At 32.4% G+C, this 14,530-nt stretch carries 13 protein-coding genes; 10 read left to right on the top strand and 3 right to left on the bottom strand.

The window, feature by feature from the left end:
- Positions 1–53: 53 nt before the first annotated feature.
- From EG344_RS08135 to EG344_RS23855, 3 genes are read right to left on the bottom strand one after another with little or no spacing between them, the layout of a single operon-like run.
- A complete protein-coding gene (locus EG344_RS08135) occupies positions 54–2,246 on the bottom strand; it encodes a lantibiotic dehydratase family protein (protein ID WP_123909028.1) in 2,193 nt (730 codons plus the stop codon).
- Entirely contained in the window at positions 2,247–4,424 is a 2,178-nt protein-coding gene (locus EG344_RS08140; protein ID WP_123909029.1) for a prolyl oligopeptidase family serine peptidase, read from the bottom strand.
- 12 nt (positions 4,425–4,436) lie between these two features.
- Positions 4,437–4,607 carry a hypothetical protein gene (locus tag EG344_RS23855; RefSeq protein WP_164464405.1) on the bottom strand — a complete coding sequence of 57 codons (171 nt, stop codon included), beginning with the start codon at positions 4,605–4,607 and terminating at the stop codon, positions 4,437–4,439.
- 541 nt (positions 4,608–5,148) lie between these two features.
- Here EG344_RS23855 and EG344_RS08145 point away from each other — a divergent pair.
- The 10 genes from EG344_RS08145 to EG344_RS08185 all read left to right on the top strand — a co-directional run bounded on the left by EG344_RS08145 (position 5,149) and on the right by EG344_RS08185 (position 14,514).
- Positions 5,149–6,582 carry a helix-turn-helix domain-containing protein gene (locus EG344_RS08145; protein ID WP_164464406.1) on the top strand — a complete coding sequence of 478 codons (1,434 nt, stop codon included), beginning with the start codon at positions 5,149–5,151 and terminating at the stop codon, positions 6,580–6,582.
- 222 nt (positions 6,583–6,804) lie between these two features.
- Entirely contained in the window at positions 6,805–7,008 is a 204-nt protein-coding gene (locus EG344_RS08150; protein WP_123909031.1) for a TIGR04139 family peptide modification target, read from the top strand.
- Between the two features lie 69 nt (positions 7,009–7,077).
- The gene (locus EG344_RS08155) at positions 7,078–7,938 is read left to right on the top strand and encodes a hypothetical protein (protein ID WP_123909032.1); all 861 of its coding nucleotides are present in this window, start codon (positions 7,078–7,080) and stop codon (positions 7,936–7,938) included.
- Positions 7,916–8,818, top strand: a complete 903-nt coding sequence (gene gwsG / locus EG344_RS08160) for a grasp-with-spasm system ATP-grasp peptide maturase (RefSeq protein WP_123909033.1) — start codon at positions 7,916–7,918, stop codon at positions 8,816–8,818. Before EG344_RS08155 ends, gwsG begins: the two co-directional genes overlap by 23 nt.
- Positions 8,815–9,000: a hypothetical protein gene (locus EG344_RS08165; RefSeq protein ID WP_123858957.1), complete on the top strand. Its 186-nt coding sequence runs from the start codon at positions 8,815–8,817 to the stop codon at positions 8,998–9,000. The genes gwsG and EG344_RS08165 overlap by 4 nt, the downstream gene beginning before the upstream one ends.
- A complete protein-coding gene (gene gwsS, locus EG344_RS08170; protein ID WP_123909034.1) occupies positions 8,997–10,097 on the top strand; it encodes a grasp-with-spasm system SPASM domain peptide maturase in 1,101 nt (366 codons plus the stop codon). The genes EG344_RS08165 and gwsS overlap by 4 nt, the downstream gene beginning before the upstream one ends.
- Positions 10,098–10,207: 110 nt before the next feature.
- A complete protein-coding gene (locus tag EG344_RS08175; RefSeq protein WP_123909035.1) occupies positions 10,208–11,716 on the top strand; it encodes a vitamin K epoxide reductase family protein in 1,509 nt (502 codons plus the stop codon).
- Between the two features lie 93 nt (positions 11,717–11,809).
- Complete coding sequence (locus EG344_RS23860) at positions 11,810–11,974, top strand: bacteriocin-like protein (RefSeq protein WP_164464407.1); 165 nt, start codon at positions 11,810–11,812, stop codon at positions 11,972–11,974.
- An 82-nt stretch (positions 11,975–12,056) separates the two neighbouring features.
- Complete coding sequence (locus EG344_RS08180) at positions 12,057–14,249, top strand: peptidase domain-containing ABC transporter (protein ID WP_123909036.1); 2,193 nt, start codon at positions 12,057–12,059, stop codon at positions 14,247–14,249.
- A 70-nt stretch (positions 14,250–14,319) separates the two neighbouring features.
- Complete coding sequence (locus tag EG344_RS08185) at positions 14,320–14,514, top strand: bacteriocin-like protein (RefSeq protein WP_123909037.1); 195 nt, start codon at positions 14,320–14,322, stop codon at positions 14,512–14,514.
- Positions 14,515–14,530: the final 16 nt, after the last annotated feature.

Below are 14,530 nucleotides of genomic sequence, written 5' to 3' on the forward strand. Positions count from 1 at the left end.
ATTTTGACATATAGCCACTCACTTCCGGGAATAAACTTTCTTATCATCAATATTTATTTTAATTTATACATTGCAAAAACAAATTCATGTTTAAAGTTTTCATTTTCATTATATAAAAACTCTTCTATCATGATTGTTTTTTTCTTTTTAACGGTCTGGATAAAAAGCATGGCCATATCGTAATTGTCAAGGTTTAGAGCTAAAGTATTATCTGACTCTGCCCATTGTATCCATGTAGGAACTTTCCTTTTGGTCCTCCAGTTTTTTAGTTCGGATAAAAAGTTAGCTTGATCTAAAATAAACTCATCTAAAAAGATAATCTCTTTATCCGAGATCTTCCAACGAGCTTTTACAAGAATGATATTTTTATATTCTACTCTTGGTAGAAATCTGTAGATATCATTCAATCCTCCCCAATCAAAATACAATCCCTTTCTTATTTCCTGAGAATACAGATCAGAAAGGAAATGATAAACGGGTAGTGTATTTTGAAAATAATTATGAGCATTTGTCAAATACGGTCTTATTTCTTTATTAAGCCTTTTGGATCGTAAAACAAATCTATTGCCTCGCAATGAAATATAAAGATCATCTAGTGTTATTTGGTTTTCTTCCGGCAAAACAGATTGTGCCATGTAGGGAATTTCATAATTCCTTATTGTAGGCCTTCTCACCACATTACCTATTCTTGCTTCAGGTAAGTGAATTACCTCTGCCAAAATGTATTCAGGATTCAAAGCTTCTTCTTTATCGGCAATAGCCTTGGTAAGTTTATGTATTTCAGATTTTTCAGAACAAAATCTTCCTAATAAATTGGCGGCACTACTTCCTGTACTCCCATTTAAGAATAATTTTTCTTTATTATCCTCTGATATAATTTCTGTCAAAAAAGAGATTGTATCAGGTAAATCTTGCCAATTTTCTTCTAAGCCTTCAAAATCATCATCCGATAATTCTATCCTGTATTGGTTTTCTAATAAAGCATCCTGTAACTTCTCATTAAGGATCTTTTGAATCAGATTCAGCTCAATACTTATCTTTTTATTTCTTTCAGAGATTGGAAGTCCTAGGTCATCTAAATACGGATGAACTCCTCTTATTGATGTATTTTGTTTATAACCAATACCTATCTCAGAATCTAGAACATATTGCAATGATATTTCCTCTGTTTCAAATCGGTCATGAAAAGCTTTCTTGAATTTTTCTAAACGATTATCTTCTTGAGCTAGGGTTATTTTATTCAAAAAACTAAATGCTCTTTTAATATCTTTTTTCCAATACGATGATAAAGACAATTGATTTCTATAATATAAGTCGGTTTGAAATAGATATTTCCGTTCATATTCTATTCCAAAAGATGCAATGAGTTCTTCAATCTCAACATAGTCTGAAACCTCATTTCCTATATTTTGATCTAACTTATTAAGTCTATCTTTTATAGAAATCAAAATATTGGCTTCATTTGCCTTGAGTCTTTCTAAAACAGAAATGATAATGTCTAAAAAATCCATTCCTGAAACATTAGGTTCAATCTCACTTGTTAAAACCTGATTATCAATCAGTTCTTCTATAAACACTGAGGCATCTTCTTGGGTTATTTCTTCCGAAATCAGGATTTCTGAAAGTTCCTGTATGGTCTTTCCCTGTTTTGAAAATTGTAATAATTCTTGCAATTCTTCAGAAAGCGGAGCCGATGAGATAATATAATCTCTTTTACCTCCTGAATATTGATACTCTATATATCGTATTTTTTTTCCTACTCTATCAATCGTATTATTAGGATAAAACAACAGCTTATCTCTTATCTCCAGTTTTTTAACGAGATATTGAGCCAGAGATACCAGAAAATACATATCCAATTTTGTATCCCGAATTACATGATCATTATGCAATTCTGAGTTTTCATAGTCTTCACTAAACTCACCCAGCCCAACTCCAGAAAATAAGCCGAATGGGGTACAACGGGTACTCATTCGGCTATAGTATTTTAATAAAGTATGTTTTAGTTTTTGGTGTTCTTTTGGTAAAAGGTCTTTTTCTGAGTGAAGCCATCTTGTAATTTCCTCATACAAATCAGGTGAAGCTAAATAAATTGCTTCCAGAAAAACCGATTGATCGGCAAATTCATTTTTTAATTCTCCATCAGAAATTTTATCTTTATTTACTGCTTCAAGAAATCTTTTACATGAAAATAAAGGAGTACGTACAATATATTCTTCGAAAAATTGATAAGGAAAACGAGACATTTATTTTTTTATTTCTTCTTTAGGCTGGTAGTCAGGATGTCCTAGTTGCCATAGTGCAAATTCAAACATATCTCCTATATTGGCATATCTCTGTGCTATAGGAACATTACCGGAATGTCCTCCTTCAAAGTCTATTTTCAATAATATAGGATTATCAGAAGCGTTATCAGCTATTAATTTAGCCGCAAATTTTGTAGGCATCCATGGGGTTACTCTCTGATCATTCATTCCTCCAGTGATAAAGGTAGCAGGATATTGTATCCCTTTTTTTATATTTTGATAAGCATCCATTTCCAACACTCCTTTGAACTCTTCCGGATCTTTTACAGATCCAAATTCTTTGGGCTGGCTATTGACAGCGGCTTCATCTCTAAGCATATTCAACGCTCCCACTTCTGCAATAACAGCCTTAAAAAGATCTGGCCTTTCGGTCATAGCTCGCCCCACGGTAATCCCTCCTGCACTTGCTCCCCAGATAGCGACCTTTTCTTTGGAAGTATATTTTTCATTGATTAAATATTCTGTACAGTCAATTAGGTCTCGCCACGTATTAGGCTTTGTAGCTTTAAAGCCTGCTAGCCTCCATTGGTCACCCTTTTCACCACCTCCTCTTACATGGGCAATGGCTACTATTCCTCCTTCATTTACCCACAATAAGTAAGTTTTGGCAAAAAAAGGAGTACTGGATAATCCATAAGACCCGTAAGAATCAATTAATAATGGATTTTTTCCATTTTTCACAATGTCATTATTATAAATTAAAGACACCGGAACTTCTTCGCCATCTCTTGCTTTTATAGTAATTTCTTTAACTACAATATTTTTAAATTCAGGATATTCTGCAACCGGAGCAATATTTTCCGGTTTGAAAGTATTCGTTTTTAAATCATAGCTAAAACGCTGTTCATCATTGGCCCAACCTGAACATGTCACCCATATATCTGAAGATTTTTCATCTTTAACTTCTAACCCAATATCCCCTGATGGATAAGGAAGTTGAATAGGAGTATCTATTCCGTTTTTATATAAATACAATTTAGATTCTACTCCGTTTTTCGTAGTCGTATAATAAATACCATCCTTAGTGACCTCATAACTTTTAATGATTTCATCCTTCTTTTCAGGTATCAAAACCTCTGCATTCTTGAAGTCAGGGTTTTTAATATTGGTTTTACAAAGCTTAACAAATGGAGAATTATAGCTTGATTGAAATATAATCTGATCTTTTCGTACTTCTAGGCTTTTTGCTTTATCACTTGGATCAGAAAGAGCTTTCCAATTATTCTTACCATCTAGTAAATCTTTTTTCTTAATGATGTAGGTTTTTCTGTAGGTTTGATAATCTACTACCATTCCTATATAATAATCCTGATCTAAATCAAAATTTAAAATCATAGGATACTGATCCTCAGTGATGTTGAGATTAGGATTATTTTTGGCAGAAAAAACCTCACGAATGGTGTTGGGGGCTGTACCTATTTTATATAAAACAGTTCGTGTATTTCTATAAAAATTTTTAGATTTAGGATCTGTTACCGAAAATGCAACATAGAAAAAGCCACTGTTATCATCTATCCATTTTATTCCACTAAAAGTAGCAGGAGCGCCATTTGTAATAATTTCAGGATGAATATATTTTGTTTTGACATCCATGATAAGTATATCTGCCAATTCATTTCCTTTTTCAGACATGGAAAAAGCAATTTTATTACCATCCCAACTAGGACTTATACTATTGATAACAAAATTGTGGTTAGGTTCGGTGCTTTTGTAATGAGCAGGATCGTAAAGTAATTCTTCTTTCCCTGTAAATCCATTGCGATAATACAATTTCTGTACTTTCTCATCTCCCTTCTTCTTTAAATAAAAATATTTATTATTACCTGATATTTTTAAGTTAGATACAGAACTGCCTTGTCTCTTATCAATCTCTAGCCTTTTCTCTAAATAATAATTCTTTTTCGGAATCCGATCAAGAACAGAATTGGTGTATGCAGTCTGTGACTTCATCCAATTAAGAGTTTGGACATCTTCTATATTTTCTAAATTTCTGTATTCATCAACAATGCTAGTTTCAAAATATCTGTCAGTAGCAGGTTTTGATGGAGCTAGATTTGTTTTTTGAGCATGAATGCAAACAGATAACAAACAGATAATAACAAATATTCTTATTTTCATTATTCTTAAAAATTATTTACCGCTGGCTGTTTGAAAAGGTGTTGGAGGTGGATCATCACTTCCATTTCCATTAAAACCAAGTGTAATACCGAAAGCTCCGCGAATGGTTTTCATTTGACTTGCTTTCATCATTTGCATCTTGTTTAAAGATAGCCTTTTTTCTTCTTTTACCCTCTTTTTCATGTTTGTTTATGTTGTAGTTTTACCTTACAAAGAAAGTAATATTTTTTAAATTACATTAAAACTTATACTATAGATTTATAAATTCGAAGTATAATAAAAACACAAAAAACCACTGTAAAGCAACCAGTTAAACTAAAATCCACTTTACTTATTATTAATTTTTTTTTGGATTAAAAAATGTAAATTTGTACTGTATTTATATAATATGATGAGATTTAAAGCCCTTTTTTTATTTATTCTTTTAAGTAATTTACTTTATTCACAAAATAAAATAAATGATAGCTTAGAAACATATAGCTATAAAGAATTGAAAAATAAATTTTATAATTATTTTGAAAATATAAAGACCGATCAGGCTAAAACCATAGCGAAATATTACCTCCAAAAGGCTAAAAAGGAGCAAAATACTCTTCAGACAGCAGATGGATATGTTCTTATTCATTTCAATGAAAATTTTTCAAACGCTCTAAAGTATCTGGATAGCGCAGCCATCATTACCAAAGACTTAAAAGGAACTATATATCCCTCTCAGACTTATTTGATGAAGGGAAATCTTTATTATAAGTATGATAATTTAAAATATGCTTTAGACAATTATATTTTAGGATTACAATACTCAAAAGCCCAAAAAGACAAGAAACAGATTGCCTATGCTAATATGAATATTGCTTATTTAAATAGCTATATGGGTAAAAATGCCGATGCTGCCAAAACATTCAGATACTATTTATATAACGGAGATGGTATCACAGATGAATCTCAGCATAATCAAATGCGCATAAGCCTTATCTATTGTTATGTTGAACTTAATAAATTGGATTCTGCTAATATTCTGATCAATGAAGGGTTAAAAGCACCATTGACTTCCCAAAACAAATACGTTAATCATCAATATATTTATTATGTAGGAGCATATAATTTAAAATTAAAAAAATATGATGTTGCAGTCAAAAATTTTTTAAAAGCTTATCAATATTTTTCTGGTATCCAAGATCAGAATATGAACTACTCCCTTTTAAATATTGGTAAATCTTATGAGGGGTTAAAAAACAATGAGAAAGCCGTAGAAAATTATACTAAACTGGATTCCATCATTGCAAAAAGTGGATATACATTTCCTGAACTGAGGGATGTCTATACTTTTCTTATTGATTACTATAAAGAGAAAAACAACAAAGAGCAACAACTTTACTATATTGAACGCTTTCTAAAAGTAGATCAAAAGCTTGATGAGCAATTCAAATATCTTTCAACAGAAATACCAAGAAAGTATGATACCCCCAATCTTTTGCAAGAAAAAGAAGATATCATTGGAGAGTTAAAGACTAGAAAAAGAGTACTCTATATTTCTGTGGGGGTACTTTTATTAATCCTTTTATTCATTATATATTTATATTATAAATCTAAGAAAACAGAAAAAGAGCAAAGAAAAATTGCTCAGGATTTAATCAATTTGGTTGAAAAGAGAAATATTGAAGAGAGAAATGAAGATGAAAAAAATGAAGTTAGTACCTTTAAAATAGCTCATATTGAGGCTCCAGAGCAAAGTGAACAAAATGATAAAGCCCCTAAGATTATTTCCGAAGAAGTCACTCAATTTATATTACAAGAATTGAGAATATTTGAATCTAAAGATCTTTTCTTAAAAAAGGGTATTACATTAGCCAGCCTAGCCAAAAATATAAAAACCAATACCACTTATTTATCAGAAATTATTAATACCTATAAAGGAAAAAACTTTGCAGCATATCTTAATGATCTCCGTATTGATTTTGCTTTAGACAGGTTAGTAAAAGATAAAAAATTCCGTTCCTACAAATTATCTGTCATTGCTGAAGAGTTGGGGTACAATAATGAACAGGCATTTTCTTTAGCTTTTAAGAAAAAAACAGGCACTACTCTTTCTATGTACATTAAAGAAATTGATAGCTTAAACGATCCCCAAAACAACAATAATCAACTGATATACAAGTGATTTAATATTCTATTTTTATAAATTCATATATGTAGATTTATAAATCTACAACCTTAAGACTTTTTTTACGATTTGTTCTTGTGTAAGTTTGCTCCAGGTAAAAACACAAAATTTATTTTTTGTATGTGTACAGTACAAAATATGAATATACAAGCTGATCAGCACCTTCCCAAGCCTGGGATATATGGCAAGCAAATATTAATTTAAAAAAAAATTTTAACAATGAAAAAGTTAACAGGAATGAAGAAAGGTTTTTCTTCTTTGGAAAACAAAAAATTGAAAAGAGACGATTTAAAATCAGTTAATGGTAGTTTAAAGTCTTATGCTATCGAATCTAGTGCTGCAGTTACGACACCAGGATGCTATGAAGCTGACCATTATACATCTAATGGAGGTGCTTATATCGGTAGACTAGAAGTTTGCTAAACATATGAAAAAGAAAAAGGGAGGGTGAATATCCCTCCTTTTTATCCATATTATTAAATTGAATTATTTATGAAAATTTTACCATTTCTCTCTCTTATCATTTTATTATTCCTTACATCTTGTAAAAAGAACTATATAACTTATTATAATAAGGTGAACGAGATTGACAGCATATATAGACTGGCCAACAATCCTAAATTAGCTGTAAATGAATACAGGCAAATTTTCAAAGAATATGATCCTAAAAATCAGGACCGTATTGAAGAATATGCAACTTATATCACTCTTGCTGATCAGTATCATGAAGACTTTGGTGGAAAAAAAAGTCTTTATCAATTAATTTCTCTGATTGCCCCTAATGGAGACGAATATAAAAAGTATCTGCCTCTTTTTAATAAATATGGAATAGACAATACATCTGTTGAACAAAAAATAACAGAATGGAAACAAGGACTAGATAAAACACTGGTTGATTCTTTCAAGATTGCTCTGATAAGAGATCAGGCAGGTCGTCCCCTTGATACAGCATTGACCAGAAAAAATGTAGAGAAAAACGCAAATCTTCTTATATGGACCTTTAAAAATCATGGATTTCCAACACCTCAAAAAATAGGATGGTTTCCAATGCCAACCTTTATTACTCATATGGTTGAGTCCAAAAAAAATTATCCATTTATAAAGGAAAAATTACTGGAATATGTAAAATCAGGAGACTTCTCCCCGCGTGACTATGCAAGGATGGAGGATACCTACTTAGGAGCTCATAAAAAAATTACACTATATGGTTTTAATATGATTCCTGTAAAAGACAGTGCACTGACTGACCGTAACCGGAAAAGTCTGGGAATTCCAAGCATGAAACACAGTTCCAAAATAAGAAAAGATTTTTTTAAAAAACTAAAACAAGATGATACTCATCATATCGAATAACGGAGATTCCACAACCACAAAAGTTATCAAATATCTTTCGGCAATGGGAAAGAAGTTTATTCGAGTGCATGAAGATGAGTTTTTTGAAATTAAGGCTGATAAAAAAAGAATTTATTTGGTGAGTAACAGAAACAATTTTTTTCTGGATGAAATTGCAAGTACATGGTACAGAAGAGGAGGTTTAAAATTCAAACGCCTATCCTATGATAATAATGCTGCCAACCACCATATGGATGAACACCAACATTGGCTGGAAGATTACGTGATAAAAACCTTGGAATCAAAAAAAAGCATTAATAAACAGAGCAACAATCATGTTAATAAACTCTTGGTCCTGGAGCAGGCAAAGAAAATTGGGTTAAAAGTTCCAGAATATTTTCTAGCAGAAAATACTGATGAAGTTGTTATCAATAAAACAATTACAAAACCCATTACAGAAAATGTAATATTAGATTCTGTCGAGAAAAACTTCAACGGCATCATTTACACTTCAGTAATACAGGAAAAAGAGAAAGAAGAATTCTTCATCACCTTTTTTCAGGAAAAAATTGAAAAGGACTTTGAAATAAGAAGCTTTTATCTGGCTGGTAAAATGTGGTCTACTGCTATTATTTCTCAAAATGATGAGCAGACTAAAACCGATTTTAGAAAATATAATTATAAAAAGCCGAATAGAAAAGTACAATACCAACTTCCTGAAGACATTGAAGAAAAAACGCATCTGCTTATGCAATCACTGGACTTAAGCTGTGGCTCGATAGACTTTATAAAAAGTGGAAACACGTTCTACTTTTTGGAAGTTAATCCTACAGGTCAGTTCATTGGGCTATCAGAAATCTGCAACTATTCATTAGAAAAAGAAATAGCACAATATTTATGAAAAAATTATTTAAAGAAGAAAAAAATAAATTACCTCTTACCTTTAAATTTATTGAAAAGCTTGGCACTAAAAAATCTAATGATAAAACCAGTATTAACATAAACTATATAGAGTGTGAAGTCTATCAAACAGATTATCTGATGAGGGAAAGGCCAATAAAAGCACTTACAAGATTATTATGAGATATTTTAACCTATTCAGTAATATTTTAATCACCAAAGGAGCCGGAAGAATCTTGATCTCGGATCTTCAGAGGAAAATCTCGGATCTTTATCCTTTGGAATTATATGATATTATCGAGGAGCTGAAAAATGATTCTATTGAAAATATCTTAGAAAATTATGATGCTGAATCTAAAGAGATTATTCATGAATATATAGACTTTCTGCTTGAAAAAGAATATGGTTTTATAACAAATGATGATTGGGATAGGAATTTCCTTCCCATGTCCTATGAGTTCCAGGAAGTAAGCAAAGTCTCAAATGTTTTCATTGAAATTGATGACATCATTATTCTTGACAGGATAAAAAACTCTATTAACAACTTAGGGGTAAAACATTTAACAATTTATTGTATTAAGAAACTTTCTCTTGAAGAATGCCAGGCTATAGACAATAAATTTAAAGGCTCTGTTTTAGAAGGTATAGAAATATATTCTCCATTTCATAATGCCTTAGATCAGGAGTTTTTCCAAATACTCAATCAAACAACCACAAGAATTTATAATTTCTTTTTTTACGATTGCAAAAAGATCCCTTTTAAGACCACAGAAGTATTTAGATTTACGATAAACTTTAACCATGAAAACATCAAAATATCCGCTTGCGGAAAAATAGATCTAAAATACTTCAATACCAATCTTCCAAAAGTTCTTGAAGCAATTAATCACAATTCCTGTTTACACAAAAAAATAGGAATTGATATCAACGGTAATATAAAGAACTGCCCTTTAATGCCGGAAAAATTTGGAAATATCCATGAATCAAGTCTTGAAGAGGTTCTGATACAAAACAATTTCAAAAAGTATTGGAACCTCACTAAAGACAAAATAGAAATTTGTAAAGATTGTGAGTTTCGGTATGTTTGCACTGATTGCCGTGCTTACACAGGAAGAACCCACAAGAATAAAGAGGGTCTTGATATTTCAAAACCTTTAAAATGTGGTTATAATCCATATACGTGCACTTGGGAAGACTGGAGTCAAAATCCTTTGCATCAAGAAGCAATGCAATATTATAATTTAGGAAACTTGGTTTTAAAGCCAAATTCTATAAAATAAAATATTGATATTCAAATCAAATCTACCAATACCACCTTATATCTCACTAATAAAAGAAAAATTCTTTTGTTAATTTAAAACATCTGTGTATTTTAGTTGAAAATATTAATATGATTTTTGATAAACTAATTAACTACCTAAAACTTGATAAGCAGGAATTTATTTTCCAGTTTAACTCTCACCCCAACTATCCGTCCGCACTGGCGTTCAGTGATACACTAAACTTTTTGGGAGTAAAAAATGATGCCTATCAACTTGACAAAGAATATTGGGACGAGCTTCCGGAAGAATTTATTGCCATTGTTGACAATTCCTTCTCACTGGTGAAAAAATCTGGAAGTAATTATTCTGTGTATTCCGAAAAAGCAAAAACACTAGATAAAGAAGAGCTTTACAAGAATTCTACAGATTTTGTTCTTCTGTTTGAAAAGACTGAAAATGCAGAAAATAAAGTAGCTTTCAATTTCAAACCTATTTTATATGCTGTATTTGCAGTGATTCTTATCTATTCATTTATATATCAAGGACCACTTGAAGCAATCTTTAATCTTCTTTCATTAGCCGGTGTTTATATTTCATTGGAATTATTTAATCAAAAATTTGGAAACACCTCCAGTGTAATTGGAAGTATTTGTGGAGCTGCTCCAGCTACTCAAACGGCTAATTCATGTGACAGAATTATTAAACAAGATAAAACCAGTATTTTAGGATTAAAGTTTTCAGACTTTTCGCTGATTTACTTTACCGGGCTTGCCATATTAGGATTATTTTTACCCGCTACAGCTTATATCGTAAAAGGATTTACTTTCGTCTCTATACTGGCAATAGGTTATTCTTTGTATATCCAGGCTTTTGTTGAAAAAACATTTTGTAGAGTTTGTCTGTTAATCATCTCTATCCTGGTAGGCCAATTAGTTATTAGTGCTTTCTTTTTCCAAAATCTTTCTTTTGGGATTGGTGCTCTTTTACTGACAGTTATTTTATGGGCAATCATCTTTTCAGCTGTAATGTATTCCAACACCCTTCTTGAACAGAAAGAGGAACTTCAAAAATCGAATGCTAAAAATCTTAGATTCAAAAGAAACTATGAGCTTTTCAAAAGCCAGCTATTAGAAAGAGACAAAATAGAATTTCAGGATACTGAAACATTTTCAGTGGGGAAAAAAGATGCAAGGCTTCGTATTTCCATTATTTCTAATCCTTATTGTGGTTTCTGTAAAGATGGTCATAAACTGGCAGAAAGTCTTTTAAAGAAATATCCGGATGATGTTTCTTTACAAATGAGATTCAATTATACCCCTGAAAGATCTAATGAAAAATACAATGCATTGATCTCAGATCTAACCCACATTTACAACAATAAGTCGGAAAAAGAATTCTTACATGCGGTTGAAGAATGGTTCGAAACAAGAGATGAAAACAAAGTCAACATTTTATCTGGAGGAGTTGTTACATCAGAAAACCTGAATCCATTAGTTCAAATGTCCGTAGAAAACAGTAATGCAGGACTTAACTTCACTCCTATTCTCGTGATTAACGGCTATCAGTTTCCGGAAAAATATGACAGAGAAGATATTCTGTTCTTTGTTGATGAATTAATAGAAGACGAAGAAATTTAATCATACCTCGTGATTCAAAATTCCCTATCTTAGGAAAAATAAAAGCGGTATCCGAAAAGCTATAAAGAGTAGGAAAACCAAAAACTATTTATTATGAAAAATCTAAAAAAACTTTCAAGAGAAGGCCTAAGAATCCTGAAAGGTGGTATTACTCAGGAATGTGCAAGAATTCAGTATGAAGCGAGCTATTGTGAATCCAAAACCAATCCACCTAAGGAGGGAGCTATAAATGCATGTAACAAATGGTGCTATTACTAGTTCATCATTTCATTGAGTTATAATATTGAATAAAGTAAAAATGTCGTCAGAATATGACGACATTTTATAATGATTATTAGTTTTGAAGAAATTTCCTTTTTATAAACAACCAGACACTAAAGACTGTGGACCTACATGTCTTAGAATTGTAAGTAAATATTACGGTAAAAGTATATCCCTGCAACAAATCCGGGCCCTTTCTGAAACTACCCGTGAAGGAAGCAGCCTTCTAGGATTGAGTGATGCAGCAGAGAATCTTGGATTCCGTTCATTAGGAGTTCAGGTCGACTTTAAAACCCTCGTAGAAGAAGTTCCGCTTCCATGTGTTGTACACTGGAACAAAAACCACTTTGTAGTTGTTTATAAGGTTGATAAAAATAATAAGATATACATCTCTGATCCCAGCTACGGACTCATTACCTACAATCAGGAGGAATTCATCAAATCCTGGATCGGAGAAAATGCCAACGAAAATACTGAGGAAGGAATAGCCCTTATTCTGGAAACAACACCGGCATTCTTTCAAACCGAATTTGACAATGAAGAAAGTAAAGCCAGTTTTTCATTCCTTTCCAAATATCTCTTTAAATACAAGTCACTTGTTCTTCAACTGGCTGTAGGACTTCTTGCAGGAAGTTTATTATCTCTGGTTTTCCCGTTTCTTACCCAGAGTATTGTAGATGTCGGGATACAGAATCAGGATATTAACTTTATCTATCTTGTCCTGCTTGCGCAGATTATGCTATTCTTTGGAAGAATGGGTATTGAGACGATCAGAAGCTGGATTCTTCTCCATCTTTCTGCCAGAATTAATATTTCGATTATTTCCGATTTCTTTATCAAACTTATGAAGCTCCCTATCAGCTTTTTTGATACCAGAATGACCGGAGATATCATGCAAAGAATCAATGACCACCACAGAATAGAACAACTCCTTACCAGCTCTTCATTAAATACCCTGTTTTCATTGGTCAACCTGATTATCTTCAGTATTGTCCTTTTACTTTACGATTACAGACTATTCATTGTTTATCTTGTAGGTGCCGTAGCATATATCGGATGGATCAGTTTCTTCCTGAAAAAGAGAAAAGAACTTGATTACAAAAGATTTTCCCAGGTTTCTCAGGAACAAAGTAAGGTCATTGAGCTTATCAACGGAATGCAGGAAATAAAAATGCATAATGCTGAAAAGCAAAAAAGATGGGATTGGGAATTCCTTCAGGTAAAACTATTTAAAATCAGAATAAAATCATTGTCTTTAGAGCAATGGCAATCTGTAGGAGGAAACTTCATTAATCAGATGAAAGATATTCTGGTAAGCTTCCTCTCTGCAAAATTAGTATTGAGCGGAAACTTAACCTTAGGGATGATGCTTTCTGTACAATATATCATTGGACAGTTGAACAGCCCGCTTCTCCAGCTTATTGATTTTATTAAACAAACGCAGGATGCTAAGATCTCCCTTGAAAGATTAGGGGAAATTCACGATAAAGAAGATGAAGAAAGTAAGGATGAGCAATATGCTATGGAAATTCCTCAAAGGGATATAGAGATTTCCGATATGTCATTCAGATACATCGGATCTGATGTCCCGGTTTTTGAAAACCTGAGCCTTACTATTCCCTATCAGAAAACGACAGCAATTGTTGGAGCCAGTGGAAGTGGAAAAACTACCCTATTGAAGCTTCTGATGAAGTTTTATGAGCCAGACCAAGGAGATATTAAAATCGGGAATACCGCCCTTAAGAATATTTCACCACGATTCTGGAGAGATCATTGCGGAGTTGTAATGCAGGAAGGATATGTATTTAATGATACGATTGCCAATAACATCGCTGTTGGTGAAGATCATATCGACAAAAAGAAATTAAGACGTGCAGTAGAAATAGCCAATATCAAAGAGTTTGTTGAAGGATTACCACTTAGTTATAATACAAAGATCGGAAATGAAGGTGTTGGAGTAAGTGGAGGACAGAAGCAAAGACTTTTCATTGCAAGGGCCGTTTATAAATCCCCTGAATACATTTTATTTGATGAAGCTACTTCCGCATTGGATGCCAATAATGAGAAGATTATTATGGAAAACCTTGAACAGTTCTTTAAAGGCAAGACAGCAGTAGTGATTGCCCACAGACTTTCTACTGTAAAACATGCCGATAAGATTATTGTACTGGACAGAGGAAAAGTTGTAGAAGAAGGCAGCCATGCTGAATTGGTAGATCTACGCGGTGAATATTACCGATTGGTAAGAAATCAGCTTGAATTAGGAAATTAACCAAAGAGAATCAACATACAGCGGAATCCGAAAAGCTTATAGAGTAGGAAATTATAAACATCTATTAATTATGAAAAATCTAAAAAAACTTTCCAGAAAAGATTTAGTTTTTGTCAGTGGAGGTGTAGTAATTCCGGATGATAATTGTTGCGGATCATGGTGTCTGGGTAGCTGGATGCCATGTCGTATGCATCATATTGCATGTCCACCAGACGCAGATACTTCACCACCATCATGGTATGACGGGACTTGCCCACGTATTTAAATTATATTCCCCCTGA

This window comes from Chryseobacterium sp. G0162 (assembly GCF_003815715.1).
In the GTDB taxonomy this organism is placed as follows: Bacteria; Bacteroidota; Bacteroidia; order Flavobacteriales; family Weeksellaceae; genus Chryseobacterium.

Bases quoted from the DNA above. Each gene is read 5' to 3' on its own strand.
- EG344_RS08155 (WP_123909032.1), top strand. From the start codon at position 7,078: ATGAAAATTTTACCATTTCTCTCTCTTATCATTTTATTATTCCTTACA.
- EG344_RS08185 (WP_123909037.1), top strand. From the start codon at position 14,320: ATGAAAAATCTAAAAAAACTTTCCAGAAAAGATTTAGTTTTTGTCAGT.
- EG344_RS08145 (WP_164464406.1), top strand. From the start codon at position 5,149: ATGAAGGGAAATCTTTATTATAAGTATGATAATTTAAAATATGCTTTA.
- EG344_RS08175 (WP_123909035.1), top strand. From the start codon at position 10,208: ATGATTTTTGATAAACTAATTAACTACCTAAAACTTGATAAGCAGGAA.
- gwsS (WP_123909034.1), top strand. From the start codon at position 8,997: ATGAGATATTTTAACCTATTCAGTAATATTTTAATCACCAAAGGAGCC.
- EG344_RS23855 (WP_164464405.1), bottom strand. From the start codon at position 4,607: ATGAAAAAGAGGGTAAAAGAAGAAAAAAGGCTATCTTTAAACAAGATG.
- EG344_RS23860 (WP_164464407.1), top strand. From the start codon at position 11,810: ATGAAAAATCTAAAAAAACTTTCAAGAGAAGGCCTAAGAATCCTGAAA.
- EG344_RS08140 (WP_123909029.1), bottom strand. From the start codon at position 4,424: ATGAAAATAAGAATATTTGTTATTATCTGTTTGTTATCTGTTTGCATT.
- EG344_RS08165 (WP_123858957.1), top strand. From the start codon at position 8,815: ATGAAAAAATTATTTAAAGAAGAAAAAAATAAATTACCTCTTACCTTT.
- EG344_RS08150 (WP_123909031.1), top strand. From the start codon at position 6,805: ATGAAAAAGTTAACAGGAATGAAGAAAGGTTTTTCTTCTTTGGAAAAC.
- gwsG (WP_123909033.1), top strand. From the start codon at position 7,916: ATGATACTCATCATATCGAATAACGGAGATTCCACAACCACAAAAGTT.
- EG344_RS08135 (WP_123909028.1), bottom strand. From the start codon at position 2,246: ATGTCTCGTTTTCCTTATCAATTTTTCGAAGAATATATTGTACGTACT.